Annotated in this window: 26 protein-coding genes and 10 tRNA genes; 4 read left to right on the top strand and 32 right to left on the bottom strand. The window is 41.7% G+C overall.

Translation table 11 applies throughout. The features are described 5' to 3' along the window. Positions 1–161: 161 nt before the first annotated feature. The 32 genes from AC623_RS01465 to AC623_RS01310 form a co-directional block, all read right to left on the bottom strand. Positions 162–235 (bottom strand) — tRNA-Gly (locus tag AC623_RS01465). Between the two features lie 14 nt (positions 236–249). Next, positions 250–326: transfer RNA gene (locus AC623_RS01460), tRNA-Pro, on the bottom strand. Between the two features lie 13 nt (positions 327–339). Then, a tRNA-Arg gene (locus tag AC623_RS01455) sits at positions 340–416 on the bottom strand. A gap of 8 nt (positions 417–424) precedes the next feature. Beyond that, positions 425–507, bottom strand: a tRNA-Leu gene (locus AC623_RS01450). A 281-nt stretch (positions 508–788) separates the two neighbouring features. Beyond that, positions 789–870, bottom strand: a tRNA-Leu gene (locus AC623_RS01445). 8 nt (positions 871–878) lie between these two features. After that, a tRNA-Lys gene (locus AC623_RS01440) sits at positions 879–951 on the bottom strand. A 4-nt stretch (positions 952–955) separates the two neighbouring features. Then, positions 956–1,030: transfer RNA gene (locus AC623_RS01435), tRNA-Gln, on the bottom strand. Between the two features lie 21 nt (positions 1,031–1,051). Beyond that, a tRNA-Glu gene (locus tag AC623_RS01430) sits at positions 1,052–1,123 on the bottom strand. An 18-nt stretch (positions 1,124–1,141) separates the two neighbouring features. Beyond that, a tRNA-Ser gene (locus tag AC623_RS01425) sits at positions 1,142–1,232 on the bottom strand. A gap of 12 nt (positions 1,233–1,244) precedes the next feature. Continuing rightward, a tRNA-Asn gene (locus tag AC623_RS01420) sits at positions 1,245–1,319 on the bottom strand. A 137-nt stretch (positions 1,320–1,456) separates the two neighbouring features. Continuing rightward, positions 1,457–1,933 carry a SprT family protein gene (locus tag AC623_RS01415; RefSeq protein ID WP_049659796.1) on the bottom strand — a complete coding sequence of 159 codons (477 nt, stop codon included), beginning with the start codon at positions 1,931–1,933 and terminating at the stop codon, positions 1,457–1,459. 24 nt (positions 1,934–1,957) lie between these two features. Further along, positions 1,958–4,135 carry a Tex family protein gene (locus AC623_RS01410; RefSeq protein ID WP_049659794.1) on the bottom strand — a complete coding sequence of 726 codons (2,178 nt, stop codon included), beginning with the start codon at positions 4,133–4,135 and terminating at the stop codon, positions 1,958–1,960. A 56-nt stretch (positions 4,136–4,191) separates the two neighbouring features. Next, positions 4,192–4,785, bottom strand: coding sequence for a PP2C family serine/threonine-protein phosphatase (locus AC623_RS01405; protein ID WP_049659791.1), 594 nt, complete (start codon positions 4,783–4,785; stop codon positions 4,192–4,194). Continuing rightward, entirely contained in the window at positions 4,785–5,579 is a 795-nt protein-coding gene (sigB, locus tag AC623_RS01400; RefSeq protein WP_049659788.1) for an RNA polymerase sigma factor SigB, read from the bottom strand. The genes AC623_RS01405 and sigB overlap by 1 nt, the downstream gene beginning before the upstream one ends. After that, positions 5,557–6,024, bottom strand: coding sequence for an anti-sigma B factor RsbW (gene rsbW, locus AC623_RS01395; RefSeq protein ID WP_049659785.1), 468 nt, complete (start codon positions 6,022–6,024; stop codon positions 5,557–5,559). Before rsbW ends, sigB begins: the two co-directional genes overlap by 23 nt. 2 nt (positions 6,025–6,026) lie before the next feature. Continuing rightward, positions 6,027–6,356, bottom strand: coding sequence for an anti-sigma factor antagonist (locus AC623_RS01390; protein WP_049659783.1), 330 nt, complete (start codon positions 6,354–6,356; stop codon positions 6,027–6,029). Positions 6,357–6,429: 73 nt separating this feature from the next. Further along, positions 6,430–7,440: a PP2C family protein-serine/threonine phosphatase gene (locus AC623_RS01385; protein WP_049659780.1), complete on the bottom strand. Its 1,011-nt coding sequence runs from the start codon at positions 7,438–7,440 to the stop codon at positions 6,430–6,432. A gap of 11 nt (positions 7,441–7,451) precedes the next feature. After that, positions 7,452–7,847 carry an anti-sigma regulatory factor gene (locus AC623_RS01380; protein WP_049659778.1) on the bottom strand — a complete coding sequence of 132 codons (396 nt, stop codon included), beginning with the start codon at positions 7,845–7,847 and terminating at the stop codon, positions 7,452–7,454. A 3-nt stretch (positions 7,848–7,850) separates the two neighbouring features. After that, positions 7,851–8,207: an STAS domain-containing protein gene (locus AC623_RS01375; RefSeq protein ID WP_049659773.1), complete on the bottom strand. Its 357-nt coding sequence runs from the start codon at positions 8,205–8,207 to the stop codon at positions 7,851–7,853. Further along, positions 8,204–9,037 carry an RsbT co-antagonist protein RsbRA gene (locus tag AC623_RS01370; protein WP_049659771.1) on the bottom strand — a complete coding sequence of 278 codons (834 nt, stop codon included), beginning with the start codon at positions 9,035–9,037 and terminating at the stop codon, positions 8,204–8,206. The genes AC623_RS01375 and AC623_RS01370 overlap by 4 nt, the downstream gene beginning before the upstream one ends. Positions 9,038–9,420: 383 nt before the next feature. Beyond that, positions 9,421–9,771: a type II toxin-antitoxin system PemK/MazF family toxin gene (locus tag AC623_RS01365; RefSeq protein WP_041100719.1), complete on the bottom strand. Its 351-nt coding sequence runs from the start codon at positions 9,769–9,771 to the stop codon at positions 9,421–9,423. 5 nt (positions 9,772–9,776) lie between these two features. Further along, positions 9,777–10,058, bottom strand: a complete 282-nt coding sequence (locus tag AC623_RS01360) for a CopG family ribbon-helix-helix protein (protein ID WP_049659765.1) — start codon at positions 10,056–10,058, stop codon at positions 9,777–9,779. Positions 10,059–10,240: 182 nt separating this feature from the next. Next, positions 10,241–11,401, bottom strand: coding sequence for an alanine racemase (gene alr, locus AC623_RS01355; protein WP_049659762.1), 1,161 nt, complete (start codon positions 11,399–11,401; stop codon positions 10,241–10,243). A gap of 248 nt (positions 11,402–11,649) precedes the next feature. Beyond that, positions 11,650–12,666: a LolA family protein gene (locus AC623_RS01350; RefSeq protein ID WP_049659758.1), complete on the bottom strand. Its 1,017-nt coding sequence runs from the start codon at positions 12,664–12,666 to the stop codon at positions 11,650–11,652. Positions 12,667–12,749: 83 nt separating this feature from the next. Continuing rightward, positions 12,750–13,100 carry a holo-ACP synthase gene (gene acpS, locus AC623_RS01345; protein ID WP_049659756.1) on the bottom strand — a complete coding sequence of 117 codons (351 nt, stop codon included), beginning with the start codon at positions 13,098–13,100 and terminating at the stop codon, positions 12,750–12,752. A 4-nt stretch (positions 13,101–13,104) separates the two neighbouring features. Beyond that, positions 13,105–14,571 carry a PH domain-containing protein gene (locus AC623_RS01340; protein WP_049659752.1) on the bottom strand — a complete coding sequence of 489 codons (1,467 nt, stop codon included), beginning with the start codon at positions 14,569–14,571 and terminating at the stop codon, positions 13,105–13,107. Continuing rightward, positions 14,564–14,920: a PH domain-containing protein gene (locus tag AC623_RS01335; RefSeq protein WP_331456975.1), complete on the bottom strand. Its 357-nt coding sequence runs from the start codon at positions 14,918–14,920 to the stop codon at positions 14,564–14,566. Before AC623_RS01335 ends, AC623_RS01340 begins: the two co-directional genes overlap by 8 nt. A 288-nt stretch (positions 14,921–15,208) precedes the next feature. Next, positions 15,209–16,675: a DEAD/DEAH box helicase gene (locus AC623_RS01330; RefSeq protein ID WP_049659748.1), complete on the bottom strand. Its 1,467-nt coding sequence runs from the start codon at positions 16,673–16,675 to the stop codon at positions 15,209–15,211. A gap of 117 nt (positions 16,676–16,792) precedes the next feature. Next, the gene (locus tag AC623_RS01325) at positions 16,793–17,494 is read right to left on the bottom strand and encodes an alpha/beta hydrolase (RefSeq protein ID WP_049659746.1); all 702 of its coding nucleotides are present in this window, start codon (positions 17,492–17,494) and stop codon (positions 16,793–16,795) included. A 198-nt stretch (positions 17,495–17,692) separates the two neighbouring features. After that, positions 17,693–19,069: a UDP-N-acetylmuramoyl-tripeptide--D-alanyl-D-alanine ligase gene (locus AC623_RS01320; protein WP_049659743.1), complete on the bottom strand. Its 1,377-nt coding sequence runs from the start codon at positions 19,067–19,069 to the stop codon at positions 17,693–17,695. A gap of 17 nt (positions 19,070–19,086) precedes the next feature. Further along, entirely contained in the window at positions 19,087–20,142 is a 1,056-nt protein-coding gene (locus tag AC623_RS01315; RefSeq protein ID WP_049659741.1) for a D-alanine--D-alanine ligase, read from the bottom strand. A gap of 429 nt (positions 20,143–20,571) precedes the next feature. Continuing rightward, on the bottom strand, positions 20,572–21,342 hold the full coding sequence (locus AC623_RS01310) for a hypothetical protein (RefSeq protein WP_049659739.1): 771 nt from the start codon (positions 21,340–21,342) through the stop codon (positions 20,572–20,574). 192 nt (positions 21,343–21,534) lie between these two features. Between AC623_RS01310 and mgtE the strand changes: the two genes are divergently transcribed. The 4 genes from mgtE (at position 21,535) to AC623_RS01290 (ending at position 26,006) form a co-directional block, all read left to right on the top strand. Further along, entirely contained in the window at positions 21,535–22,893 is a 1,359-nt protein-coding gene (gene mgtE, locus AC623_RS01305) for a magnesium transporter (RefSeq protein WP_049659737.1), read from the top strand. Positions 22,894–23,163: 270 nt separating this feature from the next. Next, complete coding sequence (locus tag AC623_RS01300) at positions 23,164–24,531, top strand: hemolysin family protein (RefSeq protein ID WP_049659735.1); 1,368 nt, start codon at positions 23,164–23,166, stop codon at positions 24,529–24,531. A 160-nt stretch (positions 24,532–24,691) separates the two neighbouring features. Next, the gene (locus tag AC623_RS01295) at positions 24,692–25,408 is read left to right on the top strand and encodes a polysaccharide deacetylase family protein (RefSeq protein WP_442853520.1); all 717 of its coding nucleotides are present in this window, start codon (positions 24,692–24,694) and stop codon (positions 25,406–25,408) included. A gap of 1 nt (position 25,409) precedes the next feature. Continuing rightward, positions 25,410–26,006, top strand: coding sequence for a DedA family protein (locus AC623_RS01290; RefSeq protein ID WP_049659732.1), 597 nt, complete (start codon positions 25,410–25,412; stop codon positions 26,004–26,006). The last annotated feature ends 7 nt before the right edge of the window (positions 26,007–26,013 follow it).

Here is a 26,013-nt window from a genome sequence, read left to right as displayed (position 1 = left end):
CCGTCAAGTCAAGTCCGCTCGACTTGCATGTATTAGGCACGCCGCCAGCGTTCGTCCTGAGCCAGGATCAAACTCTCCAAAAAGATTGTTTGACTTGCTCATAATTAAAAATAAGAATTAACTTACTGGCATGTATTTTGTTCAGTTTTCAAAGATCAATTTGGAGCGGGTGATGGGAATCGAACCCACGACATCAGCTTGGAAGGCTGAGGTTTTACCATTAAACTACACCCGCATATATTATATACCTGGTCGGGAAGACAGGATTCGAACCTGCGACCCCTTGGTCCCAAACCAAGTGCTCTACCAAGCTGAGCTACTTCCCGTTAATCAATATAATGGCGCGCCCGAGAGGAGTCGAACCCCTAACCTTTTGATCCGTAGTCAAACGCTCTATCCAATTGAGCTACGGGCGCAATAGTGATGCGGCCGAGAGGACTTGAACCTCCACGGGGTCGCCCCCACTAGGCCCTCAACCTAGCGCGTCTGCCATTCCGCCACGACCGCACGTTTCTTGCAACAGAATTAAATTGTAACACGTGCTCTTTATCTAGTCAAGTGTTTTTTTTTGAAATAACTTTTGACTCTCTTTAAGAGCTTTCTATCATTCCAAAAGAATGTTCCAAGCGCTTTAGCGTCACTAGGAATATATTAAAGTAATATGATCAATTAGTCAACTGTTTTTTAAAAAATAAATCATTTACTAATTCTTCTATTGATGTGGACTCTCAAACGATTTTACAAATAAAAAAACAGCTTGCGCAACGCAAGCCGCTCGTCATGTACAATGCGGATGAAGGGAGTCGAACCCCCACGCCTTGCGGCGCCAGATCCTAAGTCTGGTGCGTCTGCCAATTCCGCCACATCCGCGCAAATGATGAGCCATGAAGGACTCGAACCTTCGACCCTCTGATTAAAAGTCAGATGCTCTACCGACTGAGCTAATGGCTCATTATGGCTGGGCTAGCTGGATTCGAACCAGCGCATGACGGAGTCAAAGTCCGTTGCCTTACCGCTTGGCTATAGCCCAATATTATTAAAAAGGAAACAATGACCCCTACGGGATTCGAACCCGTGTTACCGCCGTGAAAGGGCGGTGTCTTAACCGCTTGACCAAGGGGCCTTAATAAAGATTAAAATATGGCGGAGAAGGAGGGATTTGAACCCTCGCGCCGCTTACGCGACCTACACCCTTAGCAGGGGCGCCTCTTCAGCCTCTTGAGTACTTCCCCATAAAAAAACAATGGCTCCGCAGGCAAGATTCGAACTTGCGACCGATCGGTTAACAGCCGATTGCTCTACCACTGAGCTACTGCGGAATAGAAAATTATTTTATCGACAATTTGTATTATATTAAAGCGGAGTACGCGAGTCAACATTTTTGTTGAACAAAATAAAAAAGCTCTGTTCATGCCATTCACTGATCTTCTTATATAATCGACCACACCTTAAAGTATTATTCTCCATTTGATTCTATTTCCTCTCTGAATACAATAACCCCTCTGCACTTACCACAAACATAACGACCTGTGTTAATCTTTCTTTTCCGTTTATAAACAAGATGGCAGCTAGAACATTCATAAACCAGTACACGAGTTCTCTTTTTGGACTGTATTTTCTCTAATGGCGTGCAATGCCTCGGCCCTTTCACTTCTCGCAGCAATTGCTTAAAATCTTGTTCGCCATGTTTATAGCCTTTGCCTTCCAGATGCAAATGATAATGACACAATTCATGCTTAATAATGCCTTCTAATTCTTCCAGTCCGTAGGCTTCTAAATATTTTTTATTTACTTCTATATTGTGAGATCGCAGCATATAACGGCCGCCAGTTGTTCTTAAGCGTGAATTAAATATAGCTTTGTGGAGAAATGGGCGGCCGAACAGTTCAATTGATATCTTTTCTGTAAGCAATTGAAGTTCTTCGTTAGTCATTAGCCGCCCACTCCTTTTTCTTTTTTATTTTTCAGGAGGAATCATTGTTAAAGAGACTCTTCCTTTTTTCTCGTCGACTTGCTCAATCCAGACAGTGACAATATCCCCGACTGCGGTAACGTCGAGTGGATGTTTAACGTACCCTTTTTTCATTTTTGAAATATGCACAAGGCCATCTTCTTTTACACCAATATCAACAAACGCACCGAAATCTACGACGTTCCTGACAGTCCCTTGCATTTCCATACCCGGCTTTAAATCTTCAAGCTTCATGACTCCCGTTTTCAAGAGCGGCGTTGGTAATTCATCCCTCGGATCGCGTCCAGGTCTTTTTAAAGCATCCGTAATATCCTGCATCGTCAGAACACCAATACCCGTCTCTTCTGCCGCTTGCTCGATGGCAACGTTATTCAACGCTTCCGCGAGCTCCTTCGTTCCTACATCTTGTGTCGTGTATCCTACGCTTTGAAGCAGTTTCTTTACTTCTGGATAGCTTTCAGGATGAATAGCTGTTTTATCTAGCGGCTCTTGACCATCTATAATTCTTAAAAACCCTATACATTGCTCAAATGTTTTTGCACCAAGACGAGGAACTTTTTTTACTTGCGAGCGATTGTTAAATTTACCGTTTTCCTCTCTAAACTTGACGATATTATTTGCTACCGTTTTATTTAATCCCGCCACATACTGAAGGAGTGACGAAGAGGCTGTATTTAAATTCACCCCAACTTGGTTGACAGCTGTTTCTACTACAAATGTTAAAGATTCATTTAGCTTTTTTTGAGAAACATCGTGCTGATACTGTCCTACCCCTACTGATTTAGGGTCGATTTTAACTAACTCCGCTAAAGGATCCTGCAATCTCCTTGCAATCGATACAGCACTTCTCTCCTCGACCTGGAAATCCGGAAACTCCTCGCGCGCTGTCTCGGAGGCAGAGTATACGCTTGCCCCTGCTTCATTGACAATTACATAGGATGTTTGCTGCTTGCTTTCCTTAATAATATCCGCTATAAACTGCTCTGTTTCCCGCGAAGCTGTTCCATTGCCGATGGCGATAATTTCAACACTATATTCTTTTAAAAGCTGCTGAACGAGAGCTCCCGCCTCATCTCTCTTCGACTTTGGAGGATGTGGATAAATAACGCCTATATATAGCACCTTACCCGTTTCATCTACTACAGCAAGCTTACAGCCTGTTCGATAAGCCGGATCAACACCGAGAACGACTTTTCCTTTTAAAGGAGGCTGCAAAAGCAGTTTTCTTAAGTTTTCAGAAAAAATATGAATAGCCTGATCCTCTGCCTTTTCTGTTAATTCATTTCGCACTTCCCGCTCAACAGACGGCTGGATAAGTCGTTTATAAGCATCTTGGAGCGCTTCATGTACATATACTCCGGATTCGACTTGTTCATTTACCTTGTATTGTTTACTCATATACCGAACAATTTTATCGGCGTCTGTCTGAATCGTCACCCTTAAAATATCCTCTTTTTCCCCTCTGTTCAGGGCTAAGATACGGTGCGGAACAATTTTTGCCACTGGTTCTTCGTAAGTATAGTACATTTCATAGACGTTCTTTTCATCCAGCTCACTGTTTTTAGCAGCAGAATGAATCACCCCATTGCGAAATGTTTCATCACGGACCCATTGGCGAATGGCTGCCTCGTCGGCCGATTGCTCGGCAATAATGTGCAAAGCTCCCTCTATCGCTTCTTCCGCGGAAGCAATGCCTTTTTCTGTAGATATGTATGTTTCAGCTTGTGCCGTTACGGACGAAGCCGGCATAGTAAGAAGCCACTCTGCTAATGGCAATAAACCTTTTTCCTTAGCGATCGTTGCTTTTGTTCGTCGTTTTTGTTTAAAAGGACGGTAAAGGTCTTCTACAGCTTGAAGCTTCTCAGCGTGTAAAATATCCGCTTTTAACTCTGCTGTTAGCTTTCCCTGTTCTTCAATCAAACGAATAACTTCTTCTTTACGAGCAGATAGATTTTGCAAGTAATTCCAACGGTTGATAAGCGATTGAATTTCAACTTCATTGAGCGCTCCCGTCATTTCTTTTCGATAGCGGGCGATAAATGGTACCGTATTTCCTTCCTCAATTAGATTAATAACCGCTCTCACTTTTTTTACCTCTAAATTTTCATCCTGAGCTGTTTTTCTAATCAAGCTTTCTTTTCCAAAAAGCTCTTGAACCGGCATCTTAATCCCTCCTTTTTCCATGTTCTATTTTAACACAAGAAAAAAGCCCGCGTTTATTAAAGCAGGCTTCCGATAATATAGGTAGAATCATCCCCAGATTTGGCTGTTTCTTCTTGAAGGATAGAGGCAATTTGCTGGATAGAACGGTTTCTCAGCAGTGCCTTAACATTCAAAACGTTAATTCCATCTGAATGAAGAAGGAACTTACAATTCGCCTCATAAGTGAAGCGCTGTGTCCGATACTTTTGTGGGCGGCCTGATAAATAACCAGTTACCGGCAATGGATAAGTTAATTTTTCTTTGTCTGTATACAAGTAAAAGCGAATGTTGCCAACACAACTGTATTCAAATTCACGAGTATCGAAATACACTTTTAAAATAGCAACGGCCGCCCCCCGTTTTTGATAAAGAACATTATTGCTTAAGCTCATTAAAAGGTCGACCGATTCATGATGATTTTCTTCTACTATCTTTGTTACTGCAGATGAGGAGTGAAAAGCAAATTCACCACTGCCAAGTCCATCTGCTAGTACACAGATTAAATAATCATCCGTTGTATGGATATAATAGCTGTCTCCGCAAAAAGGCTGGCCACCTTTGGCCACTTTATTGGCGCAGATTTCGAGCTGTTCATTTTCAAAATAGTTCATTAAGTCAATCGCTCCGATGTCATTGATTCAGCATCAATTGCTTCTTTCAACTTTTTGATAGCTCTTCTTTGCAGGCGCGATACATGCATTTGAGAAATATTCAATTTATCCCCTGCATCCTTTTGACTCATATTCTCTAAATAAGTATATTGGATAATTTGACGTTCACGATCGGACAATACGTGAAGCACCTTTTCAAGCACGAGCCTCTGGTCTACCCTTTCATAACCTTGTTCTTTGTTACCAACAATATCAAGCAGCGTCACTGTGCTGCCATCGGAATCCGCTTCAATTGAGTGGTCGACAGATAGAGCCTGATAGCTCTTACCCATTTCCATCGCTTCTAAGACTTCCTCTTCGGAAATATCAAGATAACGTGCAATTTCATCTACCTTTGGAGACCGCTGTAAGCTTGAAGTTAATTCCTCTACTGTCGATTTAATTTTTGGACCAAGCTCTTTAATACGTCTCGGCACGTGAACGCTCCATGTTTTATCTCTTAAAAATCTCTTGATCTCACCAACGATTGTTGGAATGGCAAAGGCCTCAAAGCTCTTACCGTAAGAATCGTCATAACGCCTAATCGCTCCTAAAAGACCCATCATTCCGACCTGAGCAATATCTTCATGATAAGATTTGCCTTTAGAATATTTACGGGCGATCGATTCAACTAATCCTTGGTAATGCTTTACGAGATTTTCTTGAGCTTCATGATCGTTTTCTGTTTGAAAAGCTTTAATCCATTCAATCACTTGTTGTTTTACATCTTGATTAGGTTGAGATGGTTTCTGCATCCCTCTCCACCTGCTCTCCTTCAAGGTACTTTGTCATGAACAAAGTAACCCCTTCCTTTTGATGAACCTTTACTTCGTCCATTAGTGTTTCGATGAGAAATAGACCTAAGCCTCCTTCACGCAGAAACTCCACAGAATTCTCCTTGTAAGGGCCCAAAGCTTTTTTAGTTTCTCGAAAGTTAAAGCTTTTACCGTTATCAGATACCATCACTTCTAAATGCTTCTGATAAAGAGCAAAGCCAACCACCACTTCGCCTTCTTCGTCGCCGTTATAGGCATGTTGAACAGCGTTGGTGATCGCTTCACTAGTAGCTATTTTTAAATCTTCAATCGCATCATATGTAAATCCCATTCTGCTCGCAATTCCTGAAAGCGTCAATCTAATAACGCCCACAAATTCCGGTTTGGCCGGGATTTTCATTTCGATGTAATCAAACGCCTCCATTATCAAACGCCACCTTCTACTTCGGAATTAATATTCATAATGTCTGCAAGGCCGGTAATATCGAACAATCTTCTTAAGCGTTCTGACAAACCAATCAACTGCAGAGTACCTCCGTTGGCATTTAAGCTCTTGAAAAGCCCCACGAATACTCCTAAGCCTGTGCTGTCCATATAAGATACTTCTGATAAATCAACGACTATGTTAGATGTTTCTTTCTCGGTATATGGAAATACAGTCTCACGAAGCTTTGGTGCTGTATATGCATCAATTTCTCCAGCGATTCTCACTTTTGTTTGTAGTTCTGTTTCTTTCACATCAATTGTAATGTTCATTTTAAACCCACCTCTTCTTTATTACTCCACTGTTTTTAAAGTATACCCAGCTTAAAAGAACATAAACCTTTCCTTATTTGATTCTCTTTAAAATAATCAAGGTAAAATCATCACGCAACTGAAAACCTTGCAAAAACTCAAGCTCTTTATATACTTTATCCGCAATTTCCTGGGCTTCTAGATGAATATACTTTTGAATATATCCCTTTAGGGTATCTACTTCTATAAAACCTTCCTCTGTTCGACACTCCGTTACACCATCAGACATAAGCAGGATAATATCTCCTACTTCCACTTTCTTCTCGAATTGACGGTACTTTGTTTTCTTACTTACGCCAAGCAGTAAGCCTTTCGCGTACAACTCTTTAAAATCCTTTGTCTCGTGGTCATAAAAGAAGCCGGGTTCATGACCTGCAGAAGAATAATAGAATGTATGATTCACTGTATTGTACATTCCATAGAACATCGTAATAAACATTGTGGGGTCTACATTCTGTTCTACTACTCTATTTAAGCTTTCAAGCACCTGGCTCGGTTCATATTGTCCCTCTGGCAGACTGTCCATTGAGTATTTAATCATAGACATACAAAGCGCTGCTGGTATTCCTTTTCCAATAACATCCGCAATTGCAACACTGACAGCGCCCTGTTCATCCTGGACAAAATGATAATAATCCCCACTCATTTGTCTTGCTGGTACACTAATGGCCCCAATATCAAGACAATCCACATCAGGAACTTGTGTCCCCAGAAGTGTTTGCTGCATATTAGCTGCCACTTCGATCTCACTTTTCAACTCCTGCTGAATGGTGCGCAGATTTTGATGCTCACGATAAGCAAGACCATATGCCATCATGACTTCAAGCAAAATGTCGAAAGAAGGGAGCATCGCCTCGGAAAACTCTATTCCAAGATCTAATAGAGCTGTTTTATGAAGGCTAATAATTTCTTCAGGAGAGATTTTGTGCTCAATGGATTTCCTGCTGAATTTTTGACTGAGATACAATGCCTGCTCATTTTGGTCCTTCATGTAACTCTCAAGAATTTCTTTATATTTTTCCTGCATTACTTCCCTAAATTCCATACTTGCCCTCCTTAACGGAGCCACTTGATTGCCCTAATAAGTGTACCCTCCCCTGGAGTAGAGTCAATCGTAAACTCATCTACAAGGCGTTTCACGCCGGGCAAACCGGCTCCAAGTCCTCCAGAGGTAGAAAAACCGTCTTCCATCGCTTTACGAAGATCTTGAATACCAGGTCCCTGATCCTCTGAAATAATGATTAATCCGACTTTTCCAGCAGCCTCTGTCTTTTCTATGCATACCTGGCCCTGGCCGGCATAAAGGTAAATATTACGCGCCAGCTCACTAATAGCTGTCGTGATACGGGCCTGGTCGACTGTGCCAAATCCTAGGTCTTTGGCTACATTCCTGCCGAGCTGCCTTGCAGCTACGATGTCCCATTCATTTGTAATCTTGACGCAAGAATCCATAGATTAGTCCTCCAGTTCCCGTTGAAGTTTCTCCAAACCTTTTTCTAAATCAAGAGCTGTCAAGACATCTTCAAGGCGTATACCCAATTCGATCAAGGTAATAGCAACGGCGGGCTGAATTCCTGTGATCACTACTTTCGCTCCCATAAGCTTTGACATGCTAATTACATCTCCGAGCACTTTCGCGATAAAAGAATCAATAAAGTCAATCGAGGTTAAATCAATCACTACCCCTCTTGCGCTCGTTTCGTGGATTTTATGCAATAAATCTTCTTGGAATTGCAGGGCTGTTTGATCATCGAGTTCCCATTGTATCGAAATTAGTAAACAATCATGAAGTTTTAAAATTGGTATTCTCATCTTTCTTCCTCCACTTCGATGATTTTTCTTTCCGTCATCTCTAAGGCTTCTTCAATTCCTTTTTTCAACGTACTTGTTGTAATAACCTGATCTAGATTAATACCAAGAGTGACGATGGTTTGGGCGATTTCCGGCCGAATGCCGACAATCATGCATTTAGCACCAACAAGTCGAACAGCATCCGCCGCCTGGATGATATGATGGGCTACCATCGTATCGACAACCGGGACGCCTGTAATATCAATTAAGACCACTTCTGAACGGTGTTTCACAACCCCATCCAGCAAGTTTTCCATAATAAGCTTAGCTCTTTCCGTATCAATCGTCCCTACAAGGGGCATGACTGATATCTTTTCAAAAACTGGGATAAGAGGAGCAGATAGTTCCTGCAAGGCAATCTTTTGTAAAGAAACGGTGCGCTCCCATGTGTCAGCGTAAGTATCAATAATCGTGTTATACAAAGGGAACATCCAGCGCTCAAACTCAAAAGAATACTCGATAAAATTATGCTGTCCGACTAATTCTTCCTTTTGCAATCCTTCTGCTACGATGTGACTGAACGTACGCAGCCCAAGTGTTACAATAGTCAGCGGCCATCCTAATCTGACAATTTTTTCAGCGAATCCCACTACCTTCGACTGAAACTCTTCCTCCGTTTCAGTAAAGTTAGAAATCAGCAATTCAATAAATTCACTGCTCGTTTTTGTAAACATTTGAGCAGACATCGTTTGAACAGCACGCTCATCGGCGTCCTGCTTCATCTGGCTAATCCACTCTTTTAATATTTCGCTTTTATGAGTTTGCACATAGTCAAAAATTAATTTACGCATCAAGACAACTCCAATTCTTCTTTTTCGGTGATCACGCATCCGCTCTATGTAGAGACTGTCCTCTAAACGGTCCGGCTCCTTTCTTTCGTTCAAAGCATAGTAATTACCAGGTCCCTATGCGAGAAGGTTGAAGGAATTTATTTTTATATGCCGGGCAGCCCCGTCCGTTTATTATTCCCAAATCTGCTTTCTCAATTTTAACAACTTCAATCATAAAACTAAACTGATTTTCACTTCCATTTTTTCGCACCGGCTAATATTTATCGTCACTAATAAACATTATAATGTTTATTTCGATAATAAAAAAGCGAGAGTACCACCTATCGGCAAAATACTCTAAAAAAAACAAGACGCCCAGCTAGTGTAACCTAGCGGGCGTCTATTTAAAACTGAATAAGACCTAAGCTGATTTGCAAGGCTTCGTCCACTTTTTCCATCATTTCCTCATCAAGTTGAGTGATTTTATCCGTTAAACGTTGTTTATCGATTGTCCGGATTTGCTCAAGTAAGATAACGGAATCACGTTCAAAGCCGTAACGCTTTGCATCAATTTCAACATGTGTAGGCAACTTAGCTTTTTGAATTTGCGCTGTTATAGCAGCAACAATAATAGTGGGACTGAACCGATTCCCAATGTCGTTTTGAACCACTAGCACAGGCCGCACGCCGCCTTGCTCGGATCCGACAACAGGGGACAGGTCTGCAAAATATACGTCACCACGCTTAACTATCACACGGATTATCCTCCACTTACTAAACGTTCTACAGTATTACCAGCCTCATACTCAGCTTGCATGGCTTCTGAAGCGATAGCCAAGTTGATTTTCGCCATTTCCATGTAACCGCGTCTCATAGATTCTCTAATCTGACGCTTTTTTCTTTCACGAAGATACATCTTTGTTGCTCTGTAGATAAATTCATTACGGTTAATCTTTTCAAGTTCAGCATACCCGTCTAGTTCTTTAACAAATTGTTGTGGCAAACGAATTAACACTTCTGTTGTTGCGCTTGATTCAGACACGAACTACACCTCCACCAATCACTACACCGTCTCGTTAACTGTCATTTTCATCATACCATCTTTTCTTTTGCAAGGGAAGGCGAATTCAGATTTCTTAGCCGTTATCTTAAAATAACAGAAGAAAAAAGCGCAAATTCACTAATTTTTTTCCAAAAAACGCCGATAAATATAGATTGAATTTCTCATTTCAACAAAGGATTTATTACTTCGATAGTTTCGCCGTTCTGCTTATAAACTCTTGGGACGCGTGCGGTAATAATACAAGGAACCTCATAGTTAATTGTGTCCATCTTTCGGGCAATATCATCCATGGTAATTTCTTCTTCTCCCTGTTTCCCGATAAGCGTCACTTGAGTTCCAACCGGCATTTCTTCCGGCAGCCGGATCATACATTGATCCATACAAACCCTGCCCACAATCGGCACCTTTTTACCGCCGACTAATACTTCCTGACCTCGAAGCTTCCGCAGCCAGCCATCTGCATAACCGATTGGCAATGTTGCGATCCATTCTTCTCCTTGTGTTTCATATGTGGCGCCATAGCTGATCTTTTCACCTTTTTTCAGCTTTTTAATGTGAACGATCCTCGTATGGAGAGAAAAAGCTTGTTTTAACGGAAACGGCAGCTCCTCTTTCATTTCATTAGACGGAGCGAGCCCATACATCGAAATGCCGAGGCGAACAGCATTAAAGTAAGCTTTTTCAAAACGCAGTGTCGTGGCGCTGTTGGCGCAATGAACAAAAGCCGGCTTCACTTTAAGCTCGTCTACCATCTTCGTGAAGGTCTGATATTGTTCTTCGAAATAATCCGTATCCAGAGCATCCGCTGTAGCGAAATGAGTGAATACCCCTTCTAGGAAAAATTTCGGGGACTCATCAATAAGTGCGGCCAATTCATTCAGTTCTTCTACTGTTTTGACGCCAAGCCTTCCCATCCCTGTGTCGCACTTGATATGCACACGAAGTACCTGGCCATCCTCTAAGTATTTCTCTGCTTCCTTTAGCCATTCCAATCGAAAGACGGTTAACGAAATTTGCTGCTCAGCCGCTATTTGGGCTGCTTCTGGATTGCTTGCTCCCAGCACGAGCAGTGGAACGGAGAGATCTGCCTTCTTTACAGAAAGTGCCTCATCAAAGAAAGCAACAGCTAACCCTTGCGCCCCCGCTTCTATAGCTGTTCTCGCAATTTGTACATCCCCATGTCCATAAGCATTAGCCTTCACCACAGCAAATAACTTTTTGTCCTCAGGAAGCAACTTAATCGTTTCCCTTACATTGTACGAAACATGGTCCAGATTGATCTCTGCCCATGTATCACGATAAAACTTGGTCTCTACTGTCAACACATGCCCCTTCTTTCCTATCTGTATACGTGAAGTTGGAAGATTCAATTTCTTGCAACCTTATTTTAAGTATACAGCAAGGGCTGTCGCGGTAAAAACCCCCTGACTGATCTAGAAATGAGATTATTCATCGTTCAGGCTTCATTATTCACACTCGCCTAAACTTTTATCCAAAAGAAAAAGGAACGTCGAATTCCCGTTCCCAAAACTCTCTGCATCTATCATAAACTTTATGCATCCACCTTTATTTACTTTTCCATTTCTGCTTGCATTGATCGGGCCACTTCAATCATTTCGGCTTCACTTAAATCTTTAGAAGCAATCATATAATCAACGCCTTTATAAGACCAGGAAAGTGACTGATCGGTTATTTCTCCAAAAGCAAAGCCAAGATCAGCCATTTCGCCGTTCATGCTCGCTGTTTCGATCGAGGCTGCCGACAGCGATGCCGCTTTTTCCTCCACAACGGTGAACGACTTATCCCCTCCATACGTGAGAACAATTCGCTTGCCATTCGCTGTTAACATTTCATTTTCCTCAATCAAACGACTTCCTACAACCTCTGCCTGCGGATAAAAAACCGTAAACTCCTCATCTTTCTCCTGAGCAAGCACTGGCATCTCTAATTGAGCTCCAGTCATATTCTTTTTCACATCAAAAGATGATTTCTCAAAGCTCGCCTTAAAGTCTACTTTCGTAAAGCTGACCGTTAACACCGGTTTGCGGTCCGGGTCCATTACTTTAACAGACACCGGGGCCAAATCACGCTTATTGAACGTAATTTCTTGAAGAGGAAGCATGTGACTGTTTGGATATCTTGTCTTGGTTTCAAATACATAATGCTTGTCTGTTTCTTTGAATACTGCTTCCTGGTCACTTTTAATATCTTTGACAAGCGACTCAAACAAATAAGCTTGACTGCTGTTTTTTGGCCAATCACTTTGGAATTTAAAGCTCTTATTCAAAGATGGTGTCAAAACGTATACACCCGATTCGTTCTTCAAGATCATCTGACTTTGATCCTTCTTGTCATTCGATAATTCTACACGGTAAAAATGGTTGTCTTTATTCCAAATTTCTACGTGATACGCCTGCTTTTCCTCCCCTGTCTGCAGCGTCATTTTCGCGGTAGCCTTGTACCCTTTCATCTCTTCCGCTTTTTCATTTAAATCCTTCGTCACATCTTCCTTAGATTTTGCTCCGCAGGCAGAAAGAACAAATAAAGCAACCAGGCATAAGAGCCAGACTAACCTTCTTTTTGTCATTTCACCACAACCCCTTTCGCATTAAAAATATATGAGACAACCTTCCAAAATATGATTGTCCGAAAGGGGCTGTTCTTTTTTATTTATTTTTCGATGATGACTTGGGCAGCCGCATATTCTTGGCTATGCGTGATCGATAAGTGTACACCCGAAGAAAGAGGCGCTTCAATATAAGGTTTTCCATATTCATCTGCTGCTGTTTCAATATCTTGAAAAGAAAGAGTCTCACCAATTCCGCTTCCAAGCGCTTTGGCAAAAGCTTCTTTAGCTGCAAAGCGGCCAGCAGCGTATTCATATTGCCGGCGGCCCTTTCTGCTATAAAATATTTCTTGCTCCTTTTTTGTTAATATACGTTCAATAAATTTTGGCTGCCTTTCAATGAGCTTTTGAATTCGGCTAATTTCTACGATATCCATACCAATGCCTTGTATCATCCTCTTATCCCTTCTTCCTTAACTCGTACCACCGATATATTTCTTCTGCATCAGCAGCTGAAGCATCAGTCACTTTTATTTTTTTACCGGCGGCTCCGCTTTTAACAACCGAATGAACAGATGCTAGCTTTCTCTGTCTTTGCCGCCATGTTTTGATCATTTCCAGCGATTGAATACGATGACGGAGCATAAAAACCGTTTGCACGGAAACACTCCTCGTTCTTACGGTAAGCTGGCCGGCGCCAACATTCCACCCTGCTGCTCTAAAACGAGCAAATCCATAAAGCACAGCAGGCAAAAAGGCAGTAAGCCCCCATAGTCCAAACGGCCAAAATAGCCAGGCTGCGGCTATGGCAGGAGGAGTGGCAAATAAGCACGCTCTTCCAATATATCTGCTTGCTGATCTCAGTGGAAGAGGTGTCAAACTGGCTGAGAAACAATAATCTGGAAATAGTTCTGCCAGCATTTGTAACGCCTTTTTCTTTTTCACCATTGGCATAATGACCATGCTTGCGCTGCCTTTTTCTTCACCTGCTCCCCCTGCACTTTCAAGGTGAACAGAGCAATACCCTAAAATTTGCCTAAGTGGGTTTTCTAAAATAGTAATTCCCTGTATGCGGTCCATCGGAATAGTGAGCTGTTGTTTTTCGAGCAATCCTTTTTGAATAACCACGTTTCCCTCTTCCTTGCTTAACGCAAACCCGGCATATCTTAGCAGGGTTAACCCAATGGAAATCACCCAAGCAATAAACAGAACGAGAAAAACAAGTATAGCGATTACGATCGTTCCCATCTCGAAAAAATGAGCTGCTTCTTTAAAAATCTTCTCATAAGGTATAACATCCTGGAACTGAGATAAAAAAGCGAAGACAGCGGAAATAACAACACCAATCCCACCGGATGTAGCGGCCAACAGCAGCAGTTCAAAGAGGCCAGCTCGATAAAAAATATCCCCACCGATCCGACTCTCTGCTTTTTCGCAACCGGCATCCTGCTTATTCGCTAAGACTTTCCGGCTTTTTTCCTCATTAATGAATTGCTGGAGAGTCTGCGCTTCCGCTTTCGTGATCGCTGTCAATTCGGCTTCTGAATCTGATCCACCGCCTGCTCCGGCTGTTTCCACTCTTATTTTAACGAGGCCAAACAGCCGGTGGAGGATTCCTGCGGAGATATCTAGACTTTGAATACGCTCAACCGGGATATATCGCTTCTTTTTTACAAAAAGACCATATTCAATTTTAAGCTCATTCTCTTCTAGTCGATAAGTAAAGCGCAGCCACTTTATAACACCTGAAACGAGAACAAACAAAATAACGGCTCCTAGCCCGATGATCGGCACGTAATCCCAAACGTTATGTTTTTCACCATTTCCCATGAAAAAGAGAAAAATAACCGGCAAGACAAGGCTTTTTAATTCTCGAAAAAAAGTGAGTACCGCGGAAAGAGGATGGAGCTTTTTAGGATCAGACATCTTCCGTCACCCTTGCAAGAGCTGCAATCACCTTTCTCATCTCCTCTGCTTCTTCTATCTCAACGGCTGGTATTTCATGAATCGTCGCAGCCGTTGAAATTTGAATAGCCCCTAGTCCGTATTTGCGCAAAAGCGGTCCCTGCTTCGTATCTACATGCTGCACACGAGTCATAGGGATAAGTGTGCGCCGAACAATAAACACTCCTCGCTGCAGCTCAATCTCCTGCTCTCTTACCTCATACCGCCATCTCTTCCAGCGCATATTTGGCAGAATGACAACGACCGTCAGCACTTCTGCTATCCCCGCAGCTATGAGAATTAAAAAAATCCAGAGAGGCCATTGTTTCATAAAAATAATAGCTCCCGCTCCGATTATGAACAGCCATAAAAACGCTGAGCCTATGACTCCTGATATTCTCCAAACTCGTAAAGCCTTTTGTGAAATTCTTTTTTCTGGCTCTTTCATTGCCTATCCACAGCCTTCATTATGGTTTTCTTGTTCTAACGTTTCAGTAGAGGTAAAAGTTTCATTCTGTTCATCTTTTTATCTAAATTCATACATCTGCTTATTAAAAAAGGACTGCCCAAAAGTTAGCATTTCACTAACTTAATGGGACAGTCCCTTATCATAAACTATTTATTGAGAAGTATGTTTTCTTCTTGGATTGCTTTTGCGGTCTCGGTTATAAGAGCGGTTGCCACCACCAGATGAACGTCCGCCCTGACGGTTGCCATACGGCTTTTTGGAGCTTGAGTTCTTAGAACGGAACTTATCTTTCTTTTGTGGAAGAGAAGATTCGTTCGTAATATGAATCGGTGTGCGATCTGGCTCTTTTGTAATCAATTTCAACGCAGCAGCTACGAGCTGTTCAGCATCGTACTGATCAAGTAGATCCTTGGCCAATACTTTATATTGAGAAAGATCATTCTTAGCAACAGACTCTTCTAGCTCATTTACTGCTGCCTGTTGCTGGCCAACTAATGCGTCATCCCACGTAGGTGCAGCCATTGGTGACATTTTTTTCTTCGTCGTTCTTTCTACCTCTTTTAAATAGCTCATTTCCCTCGGCTCAACGAATGTAATAGCGACACCTTCTTTGCCGGCACGGCCTGTACGGCCAATTCGGTGAACGTAGCTTTCCGGGTCTTGCGGGATATCGTAGTTATACACATGTGTAACACCTGAAATATCAAGTCCGCGGGCAGCTACATCTGTCGCCACAAGAACATCAATTTTTCCTTCTTTGAAACGCTTGAGGACAGTTAAACGTTTCGCTTGAGTTAAGTCGCCATGAATGCCTTCTGCCTGATAACCACGAAGACTTAAGGCGTTAGCCAACTCATCAACCCGTCTTTTCGTACGACCAAAGATAATGGCAAGCTCTGGTGAGTGAACATCAATCAAACGAGAAAGCACATCGAACTTATCACGCTGATGCACCTTCACATAGTGCTGTTCAATATTGGAAACAGTCATTTCCTTTGTCTTCACACGAATCGTTACAGGATCATTCATAAATCTCTCGGCTATCGCACGAATTTGCTTAGGCATTGTCGCTGAAAACAATAACGTTTGGCGTTCGGCTGGCATATGGGAAAGAATAGCCTCGATATCTTGAATAAAGCCCATGTTCAGCATTTCGTCTGCCTCGTCCAATACGAGTGTCTGCAAGCTATCAAGCTTCAACGTTTTTCGGTTAATATGATCTAAGATTCGTCCAGGTGTACCTACAATGATGTGTGGGCGTTTCTTTAACGCGCGAATTTGGCGTTGAATGTCCTGGCCGCCATATACAGCTAAAATACCGACGCGCTTGCCGCTCCCAATTTTGTATAGTTCTTCTGATACTTGGATAGCCAACTCCCTTGTTGGAGCAATCACTAACCCCTGTACTGTATGGTTATTTGTATCAATTTTTTCAATCATTGGCACTCCAAAAGCAGTTGTCTTCCCTGTTCCTGTCTGCGCCTGACCAATAATATCCTTGCCTTCAAGGCCTGCTGGAATTGTCTGTGCTTGAATTGGTGTTGCTTCTTCAAATCCCATTTTATCAATAGCTTTTAAAGTGGTTTCACTTAAATTTAGATCTTTAAATTTCGTCAATATTTTCTTCTCCTTCTATTTCGATTGCCGTATCAAACAAAAAATACCCTTCACATGAAGAGCAAAAGTTATTGTCATCATACCATTTTTGTTGGTTTATTACAACACAATCGATATTTAAATTACTCTACTACTTCCCTTTAAAAATGTAAAGACTTTTTCAAACAGCTGCTCCTTTTCCCCTGTATGGCAAATATGGTGCTTTGCATGCGGCACGTAATAAAGTTCCTTCTGGTTCGATGGTAGACGACGGTAGATATACTCAGCACTTTTAGGCGGCACAATCCCATCCGCTAAACCTTGAGCAATGAAAGTCGGCACTTGAATTTTAGCGAAAAGCGGTTTGCTGTAAGCAGCCATTTTCCGAAACTGCCAAGCTGCTGATAGCGGTGTGAACAAAAACTTATTCTTATAACGCAAAAACAGTTCATTTTCACTTAACGTTCCGCTTCTCATATCTTTCCACATTTGCTTGATATCCTTGAGCAACTGTCCTACATTAATATATTTAGCCGCAGCGCTCAATAATATAAGTTTTTCTACAGGATATTTTTCCGCCAAGTAAGCAGCAATTAACCCGCCCATTGAAAATCCAATCACATAGATAGTCTCACATTCAACAAGCAGCTTTTCCATTTCTTTTTCTGCACATTTAATCCATTGTTTATACGTAATCCCTTTTAACGAAAGTGTTTCTCCGTGGCCAGGCAATGTCGGCACAACGATTTTCCAAGTGGTTTTTTCATGCAAATACTCAGCGAGTGGTTCTACTTCATAAGGGGCTCCAGTGAAACCATGGATGCATAAACAACCAATCATCTTTTTCACCATTTCCTTTTTGCGTTGTTTTCTTTTTATATACGGTAATGATTACCCCTTTTCCTCCCTCTTCAAAAGGAAAACACCAGGATTTTCACCTGGCGTTGAGAAGTGGAGACGAAGTCTATTCGAATCGCTTTCAGGCCGTTGACAAACGCTCCTCTTATTCCGTTGCTCCCCTGCCTATGATTTTGGGGGTTACTCATTTTCAAGCGCTTCTACAACTTCCTCGAGTTTCATACCGCGAGATGCTTTCACTACAACTAAGTCGCCGGTCGAGAGAATGGACTTCAATTTTTTAATTAGTTCCTGTTTATCGTTAAAGACAAAGATGTGATCTTCTCCAAGAGAATTTTTTGCTCCAGCGGCAATAAATTGGCCTAATCGCCCGAATGTGAAGAGATAGTCAATAAATTCTCCGTTCACCGCTTGGCCGACTTGATAGTGGAACAGCTCCTCATCCAGTCCTAACTCAAGCATATCTCCAAGCACAAGGATCTTTCGTTCGAAACCAGGCATTTTTTCAGTCAGCTCAATCGCTGCCCTCATTGAAGTAGGGCTTGCATTGTACGCATCGTTGATTACTTTCGATCCTTTGATGCCCTTCGTCATTTCCATTCGCATTTTCGTTAATTCGATAGATGTTAGTCCCTGCTTGATCTCTTCAAAAGAAACGCCCAGCTTACGCGCCGCGAGCATAGCCGCCATCGCATTCAATACATTGTGTCTCCCTATAATAGGAAGGAAAAATTCTACGCCAGGTGCTCCATTGACCTGAAACCGGCTGCCTTCTTGAAGCGTTTCAATCGAGAGCGGGTACATATCATTGCTTTCATCTAATCCAAAAGTTTGCGTTTTTAATTCCGTCTCTTGTAAGGCTTCTGTTAAAAGCGGTTCATCTCCGTGGTAAATCAATGTACCATCCTCTGCAAGACCGTTTACGATCTCAAGTTTCGCCTCAGCGATTGCTTCTCTTGAGCCTAAGTCCTGTAAATGAGATTCTCCGATATTTGTAATAATCGCTATATCTGGAGCAGCGATTTTCGTCAATAAGTCAATTTCTCCCTTATGGCTCATACCCATTTCAATAACAGCAGCTTCTGTATCTTCTTTTAAAGAGAGGATCGTAAGCGGCAGGCCGATATGATTATTGAAATTGCCCTCTGTCTTTTGTACTTTAAACTTTCGAGAGAGGAGGCTTGCTGTCATGTCTTTTGTTGTAGTTTTTCCGTTACTGCCAGTAATGCCAATAACTTTTACGTTCAACTCTTCCCGATAAGCTTTCGCTAGCTGCTGTAATGCTTTCAACGTATCTTCTACTACTAACACCGGTAAATCGGCAGGCGGGTTAGGCCGGTCTTTTTGCCAAAGAGCCGCCGCTGCCCCTTGTTTAATGGCCTGCCTAATATACTGGTGGCCGTCGGTATTTTCCCCTTTAAAAGGAACGAACAACTGACCATTTACCGCTTTTCGGGAATCGATGACTACCCCTTCCACGAGTCGGTCTTTAAATGCTTCGACGTTATTTTCTACCTTTATTATATTAACTATTTGTTCAATGGTCTTACGCATCATAAAATCAATGTCCACCTTTAAAAAGTATATTTAAGTTGCTGTTTTTCCTCATATCGTTCTTTTGCAAGCTCGATTAGTTTTTCAATCAATAGAGGATATTCAACGCCCGCATGCTTCCAAAGCAAAGGGAACATACTAAAAGGAGTAAATCCAGGCATTGTATTTACTTCATTAATCAGCAGCTCACCCTTTTCATTCAAGAAAAAGTCAGCTCGGACAAGTCCTGAACAATCCAATGCTTGGAAAGCCGTAACCGCCATCTTTTTCATATTAGTTTGTACATCTTCAGGTATTTCAGCCGGAATAATTAAAGCTGTATTTCCATCTTCATACTTTGCTTTGTAATCATAAAAAGTCTTTTTCGGAACAATCTCCCCGATTACGGAACATTTGGGATCGTCATTACCTAATAAGCCAACTTCCAGCTCTTTGGCTGTGACTCCTTCTTCTACAATAATCTTACGATCAAACTGGAACGCTTCCTCGTAAGCTGCCGCTAACTCTTCGCGGTTTGTACATTTACTAATGCCGACACTTGATCCAAGATTAGCCGGTTTGACAAAACATGGATAACCAAGCTCTTTTTCCGCTTTTTCATAAGCCGCTTCTTTATCTTCCATCCATACTTTTCGAGTAAGCCATACATAGTTAACTTGAGGCAAATTGGCTTGAGCAAAGATATTTTTCATAATGACTTTATCCATGCCTGCTGACGATGCCAGTACTCCATTGCCCACGTATGGAAGGTTCATTACTTCGAGTAACCCTTGAACAGTACCGTCCTCACCATTCGGCCCATGTAAAAGCGGAAAAATCACATCATATTTTTTAGAAATCAAACTGTGCGCCACTGCGGATGACTGACCATCGCTCGCAAACTGCAGCTCGGATACTTGATCTACTGGAGCAGTCAGTTGGTTCCCTTCAATCCAATTTCCTTCTGTTGTAATATAAACAGGGTAAATATCAAATTTATTTAAATCAAGTGCTCCAATAACCGCTTTTGCTGTTTGTAAAGACACTTGATGTTCAGCGGATTTGCCTCCATATAATAAGCACAGTTTCGTTCTCATATTAACCCTCCAAATAATTAAATGAAAAAATTCATTGTTTCCATTCTATCATGCTTTAAGCAAAGAAAAACTAAATTTACATGCAACTATCCTCCCGATTTGCACCCCTTCCCACCACCGGCTTCTGCCCCTCTTTTAAGCAAATATTGCCAAACAATTATCAAGCTTTTACTTTTTTATCATGATTATTCTTTATCTCTCTTGCTTATGCGTTCAGTTCACTATATAACCCCCACTGTAAAGGGTTGAAAAAGCTAAGAGCATCCTTCTCGTCTACTCTGGAAAGAGAAACCGCCTGTGGCCTGCTTTTCGTTCAGTTATGTATGTACCGTATGTAAAGGCGGCTTGGACATTATTAATGCCTCAACCGCATAGCGCAAAAGGAAGCCCTGAATAAGCTTTCATCGACTTATTCAGGACTTGTTTCTCTTAAAAATACACGCTCCACTCGCGAGTCTTTTTATCAAATTCAAAATGACCATCAGGTGCCTGCTTGTAGCACTTTACATACTCGTCGAACATTTCATCCATATTGATATAGTCGCCCACTACCCAAATAGGCACTTCGACCTTTGCGCGGCTTTGAACTGTTTTTGTCAAAGAAATAACCATGCCTTCTTTCATTTTATCAGTAAAAGAAGCTACCATTTCTTTCGGAATAGCTGGAAATAAATTCCCCTTCCGTAAAGAAAAAATCGTTTTCTCACTTCGGAAATAACCGAGCTTGAACGAAATCGCCTGTCCGAGCATAGAATAAAAATCAGGTAGATAACGATAATATGTTTTATTAAACCATTCATCTTCTTCGGAAAGATAGGCATAGCGATTGTTCAATTTACTGTAAAATGGAACCCTTAAATGATGTTTACAGTGGCCAAGGTAAAGCAGTTCGGCAATCTCCCGGCCCTCCAGCTCATTCAGCCCCTCCATATCATCAAAGTCCAGCCAACAGAAGTCTCCATATTCGGCGATCGGCTCCTTCAGTAACTTCTTAACCTCTTCTGCTTCCACATAATTAAACCTCGTGTGCATATTAAAATCCGCTCCGCTGTATTGGTGCTTTAACAGCAACAAATGATTCAGCTCCTGGGAGAGGCTCCGAACAAAATCATGAAAATCAATTCCATATGAAATTGCATATTGGTGAGCTGTATTCAAGTGAACATAAATCAGCTCTTTCATAGTCCCTTGGCTCTTCAAAGCGATGACCCCCGATTTTCTCGAAATTACAACGTCTTTTCCGCATCAATATGTTATACTTTCTATTTTAGCAAAAGAATTCGAAAACTCGTATGTTAAAATCTAATAAATATGAAAGATTCTTTTTCACTTTCCTTTTCCGTTCGCTTTATAATGGAAAAGAATGAGTTTTTTCACCGAGGAGGGATGCCTATGCTGACAAATTTAACTGAAGATCAAATGACGCTTCTGATCATAAGAGCATTAAAAGAAGGAAAAAAGAAAGAACTTCAAAAGTTACTGGATGAACTTCATCCTTATGACATGGCTTCTATCTATACAAATTTACCTGAAAAGCATCAAACACGCTTTCTGCTTCAGCTCAGCATTCCTATTTTGACGGATATGATTCAGGAGCTCGATAATGAAGATCAGCTGGCTGTACTAAAAAAAGTAGGAAAAGAGCGTTCGCGTAAAGTTCTCGATGACATGGATAACGACGACTTAGCTTCATTGCTTGATGATATGTCCCCTGAAAAAATAAAGTCGTTTTTAGCGGGGATGAAAAAAGAAGAGTCTACTATTATTGAAAGCATGATGGCTTACCCGCCAGAAACAGCCGGACGGCTGATGACAAACCGGTTCGTCTGGATTCGGGATACTTATACCGTGCGTGAAGCAGTGGATAAATTAAAAACCTTTGCTGAATTTGCAGAAACAATCAACTATTTATATGTGATTGACGGGCAAAAAAAACTTGTCGGCGTTGTTTCATATCGCGACCTGCTCTTGGCAGATACTAGCGAAAAAGTGAGCGATGTCATGTATGGCCGGGTCATTTCTGTTTCTGTTTATACGGACCAAGAAGAGATTGCCCGCCTGATTGAGCGCTACGACTTTCTCGCTATTCCTGTCGTTAACGAAAATGATGTGCTTGTCGGGATTGTGACGTTTGACGATATCCTTGATATTGTTATCAAGGAAGCAAATGAAGACATTGAGAAGCTTTCTGCTTCTGGTAAATCAATCGATTTTGATACGAAAGCTTCCACTGCTGCATTTCGCCGGCTGCCATGGCTCATCCTATTACTATTTATCGGTCTTGTTTCTGGAAGCATTATTTCTGGTTTTGAGGATACATTAAAGCAAGTAGTAGCCCTTACCTTTTTCATGCCTATGATTTCCGGAATGACAGGTAATACTGGTACTCAATCACTCGCTGTGGTAGTACGTGGTCTCGCCTCTCGTGACATTGATATGAAAACTGTGTTAAGTCTTATAGGCCGAGAGTTTGGAGTAGGCTTTATTATAGGTATTGTATGCGCCATTTTGATTTTTTTGATCGCATTTTTCTGGCAAGGAAATGCCATATTAGGAGTGGTTGTCAGTTCTTCCCTATTGCTGACTCTTATTATCGGCACACTTGCCGGCACAGTTATTCCATTAATTTTATACAAACTAAATGTTGATCCAGCAGTCGCTTCCGGACCGTTGATTACAACAATTAATGACATCCTTTCATTAATTATTTATTTTTCTATTGCCTCCTGGTTTTTACAGCAACTAATGTAAGTATAAGCAGGCATATTCTCCTTATGGCGAACATATAAAATAGTATCTTTGATTTGACTGAAAAATCAGTATTCATTATACTATTAATAATCATTTTAGTTCGGTAAGAGGTGATTCGATGGGACAATGAAGGTTCAATATGAGTTCTCCCATAAGCCAGCCTCCCTAAAGATGCGGCTTGTTGAAGTGAAAGATTGGTTCGTCAATCAGGTAACTTGACTTTACAGGAGGTGACTCCTTGTCCGTCTAAAGACGGACTGAGGAAACTATTTGGACATATTTAACCTAGTGTTCATCGTGATCCTTATCGCTTTAACTGCTTTTTTCGTTATTTCAGAATTTGCTATCGTTAAAGTCCGCAGCTCGCGGATTCATCAGCTGCTAGAAGAAGGTCATTCGAAAGCGCCAGCTGCGAAGCTTGTTATTTCCAGCTTGGATGAATACTTATCGGCCTGTCAGCTTGGTATTACGATAACAGCTCTTGCACTTGGCTGGATTGGAGAACCGGCTATGGCTGGCCTGTTAAGACCGCTTATGGATTTTCTCCACGTTCCTGCTTCTTTGTCCCATGTGATCATTGTGGGGGCAGCCTTTTTCATTATTACTTTCCTTCACGTAGTGGTAGGAGAGCTTGCGCCCAAAACATTGGCCATTCAAAAGGCAGAAGAGCTGACTCTTCTCTTTGCCCGGCCTTTAATTATATTTTATAAAGCGATGTATCCTTTTATCTGGACACTTAACGGAACAGCCCGGTTAATTACCGGCCTATTTGGAATAAAACCTGTTTCTGAAAGCGAAGCTGCACACACAGAAGAAGAACTTCGCTTGATCTTATCGGAAAGCTTAAAAAGCGGTGAAATTAACCCTTCTGAATTTAAATATGTGAATAGAATTTTTGAGTTTGACGATCGCATTGCAAAAGAGATTATGGTTCCACGTACGGAAATGGTGACATTGTCTAAGGAGATGACGATTGAGGAGTTCATCGATGTTGTACGAGAAGAGCGATTTACACGCTACCCTATCATCGATGGCGACAAGGACCATGTTATTGGTCTCGTCAACTTCAAAGAGGTGCTCACTGACTATGTAAAACAAAAAGAAATCGGCCCGCTTTCACTCGAGCATTACGTACGGCCTGTCATCCGTGTCATCGATTCTGTTCCGGTCCATGAATTGCTCGTTAAGCTGCAAAAAGAACGCATTCATATGGCCGTGTTGATGGACGAATACGGTGGAACATCCGGCTTAGTGACCATCGAAGATATTTTAGAAGAAATTGTTGGTGAAATTCAGGATGAGTTTGATACAGACGAAGTGCCGCTCATCCAGAAAGTATCTGACACCCACTATATTATGGACGGTAAAGTATTGATTAATGAAGTAAATACATTGCTCCACCTCTCCATGGAAGATGAAGATATCGATACAATTGGCGGTTGGATTCTTACAGAGAACTATGAAGCGGTTCAGGGGGACAGCATTGATTATGAGGACTATCTCTTTACCATCAAAGCTATGGAAGATCATCAAATTAAGTATGTGGAAGTGCGAAAAAAGCCGCCAATGAAATTAGAGGAACAATCTCTTCCAGAGAAACAGCCCCCCCTTCCACTGACCGAATCAAAGGCAATATAACTTGCCCATTGCGAAAAGAGAATGAACCGGCTAATAGTATCCGGTTCATTCTCTTTTTTCTTTTTCTTTTCAAAGCCAGGTTGTTTAGCAGGAGATTTCTCTAAAAGGGCGAATTTTAAAAAAGTCGCTCCAACAGTTTGTTTGTAAAGGAATGATAACATTGTTGATAACAGCAGCCCTGATTTTACTTTTCCTTTTTATTTATACGGTCGGAGCTACGGTGTTCATCCGGATATTCGGAATAGGGATATATAAACGCGGGACAAGGGAGAATATGATCGCTTTGACTTTTGATGACGGTCCCGATCCGATGTATACCCCCCACCTGCTTGATTTACTAGAAAAACACGAAGTAAAAGCCACTTTTTTCATTGTAGGGTCTAAAGCACGTACTTATCCACACATCGTTCAAGAAATTCATAAAAGAGGCCACTCGCTCGGTATACATAACGATAGTCACCGATCCAACTGGCTGTTCTCCCCTTTTGCCTTTAAAAAACAATTGCGTCATGCACAATCGACTATTACAAACATAACAGGGGAACCTCCCCTGTACTACAGGCCGCCTTGGGGACATTTCAATGCATTGACCTTATATGCCGTGAAGCCCCTGCAGACGATTATGTGGACAGCGATCCCCGGCGATTGGAAAGAAAGCGTGCACCCTGAGAAGCTTGCCAACCGATTAAGAAAAGAGAGAAAAAACGGTGCCATTATCACTTTGCATGACAGCGGCACAACACTAGGTGCCGATGAACGGGCTCCTGCTAATACTTTGAAAGCGCTGGAACTCTTTCTGGCAGATGAAGATTCGGCAAACTACCATTTTGTAAATATTCATACGATGTTACATCAACCTGAAAAGAGTGAGGTGTAACATGGAATCGCAAATTCTGGATTACTTGTCACAATATGGACTCGTTATTTTATTCATTGTTGGCTTTTTTGGAATCGTTGGCATTCCCGTACCGGAGGAGAGCTTATTCGTTTATATAGGTATCTTGGCTAGGCACCAAGGCATTCCTCTTACCTCGGCTTGGCTAGCGATCTCAGCAGGTGCTCTTTCCGGCATGCTGACAAGTTACCTGCTTGGCCGCAAAATCGGAAAGCCTTTACTCGATCGTTATGGAAAATATGTAGGTATGAGCAAAAGCAGGTGGAAGAAACTCGTCCTTCATTGGGATATGAAGAAGTCTTTATTCACTGGCTTCTTCATCCCAGGCATACGACAGTTCAACCCTTATTTTGCTGGTTTATCCAAATTCCCCTTCATTTTGTTCCTTTTTATTTCTGTTTTGGGCTCATGTATATGGGTATTGTTCTATATAATGATTGGCTACACAGTGAGCTCTTATATTACCATCAAGCCTATTTACGTAACGATCGCCGGTGTTATTTTTTTCATCGGCTTCTTGATTCAACTTCTATATAGATGGAGGAAGTCTAAAAATAAAGCTGCTAGCACCGAACACTAAAGGAGTT

The organism is Bacillus sp. FJAT-27231, assembly GCF_001183975.1.
GTDB lineage: Bacteria > Bacillota > Bacilli > Bacillales > Domibacillaceae > Pseudobacillus > Pseudobacillus wudalianchiensis.
Note: the sequence above shows the minus strand (reverse complement) of the source record. Positions and strands in the feature narration are given on the sequence as shown.

What these genes read in the sequence shown, in the direction of transcription:
- AC623_RS01415 (WP_049659796.1), bottom strand. Translation starts at nt 1,933, where the DNA reads ATGACTAACGAAGAACTTCAATTGCTTACAGAAAAGATATCAATTGAA.
- AC623_RS01410 (WP_049659794.1), bottom strand. Translation starts at nt 4,135, where the DNA reads ATGCCGGTTCAAGAGCTTTTTGGAAAAGAAAGCTTGATTAGAAAAACA.
- AC623_RS01405 (WP_049659791.1), bottom strand. Translation starts at nt 4,785, where the DNA reads ATGAACTATTTTGAAAATGAACAGCTCGAAATCTGCGCCAATAAAGTG.
- sigB (WP_049659788.1), bottom strand. Translation starts at nt 5,579, where the DNA reads ATGCAGAAACCATCTCAACCTAATCAAGATGTAAAACAACAAGTGATT.
- rsbW (WP_049659785.1), bottom strand. Translation starts at nt 6,024, where the DNA reads ATGGAGGCGTTTGATTACATCGAAATGAAAATCCCGGCCAAACCGGAA.
- AC623_RS01390 (WP_049659783.1), bottom strand. Translation starts at nt 6,356, where the DNA reads ATGAACATTACAATTGATGTGAAAGAAACAGAACTACAAACAAAAGTG.
- AC623_RS01385 (WP_049659780.1), bottom strand. Translation starts at nt 7,440, where the DNA reads ATGGAATTTAGGGAAGTAATGCAGGAAAAATATAAAGAAATTCTTGAG.
- AC623_RS01380 (WP_049659778.1), bottom strand. Translation starts at nt 7,847, where the DNA reads ATGGATTCTTGCGTCAAGATTACAAATGAATGGGACATCGTAGCTGCA.
- AC623_RS01375 (WP_049659773.1), bottom strand. Translation starts at nt 8,207, where the DNA reads ATGAGAATACCAATTTTAAAACTTCATGATTGTTTACTAATTTCGATA.
- AC623_RS01370 (WP_049659771.1), bottom strand. Translation starts at nt 9,037, where the DNA reads ATGCGTAAATTAATTTTTGACTATGTGCAAACTCATAAAAGCGAAATA.
- AC623_RS01350 (WP_049659758.1), bottom strand. Translation starts at nt 12,666, where the DNA reads ATGACAAAAAGAAGGTTAGTCTGGCTCTTATGCCTGGTTGCTTTATTT.
- acpS (WP_049659756.1), bottom strand. Translation starts at nt 13,100, where the DNA reads ATGATACAAGGCATTGGTATGGATATCGTAGAAATTAGCCGAATTCAA.
- AC623_RS01340 (WP_049659752.1), bottom strand. Translation starts at nt 14,571, where the DNA reads ATGTCTGATCCTAAAAAGCTCCATCCTCTTTCCGCGGTACTCACTTTT.
- AC623_RS01335 (WP_331456975.1), bottom strand. Translation starts at nt 14,920, where the DNA reads ATGAAACAATGGCCTCTCTGGATTTTTTTAATTCTCATAGCTGCGGGG.
- AC623_RS01325 (WP_049659746.1), bottom strand. Translation starts at nt 17,494, where the DNA reads ATGATTGGTTGTTTATGCATCCATGGTTTCACTGGAGCCCCTTATGAA.
- AC623_RS01320 (WP_049659743.1), bottom strand. Translation starts at nt 19,069, where the DNA reads ATGATGCGTAAGACCATTGAACAAATAGTTAATATAATAAAGGTAGAA.
- AC623_RS01315 (WP_049659741.1), bottom strand. Translation starts at nt 20,142, where the DNA reads ATGAGAACGAAACTGTGCTTATTATATGGAGGCAAATCCGCTGAACAT.
- mgtE (WP_049659737.1), top strand. Translation starts at nt 21,535, where the DNA reads ATGCTGACAAATTTAACTGAAGATCAAATGACGCTTCTGATCATAAGA.
- AC623_RS01290 (WP_049659732.1), top strand. Translation starts at nt 25,410, where the DNA reads ATGGAATCGCAAATTCTGGATTACTTGTCACAATATGGACTCGTTATT.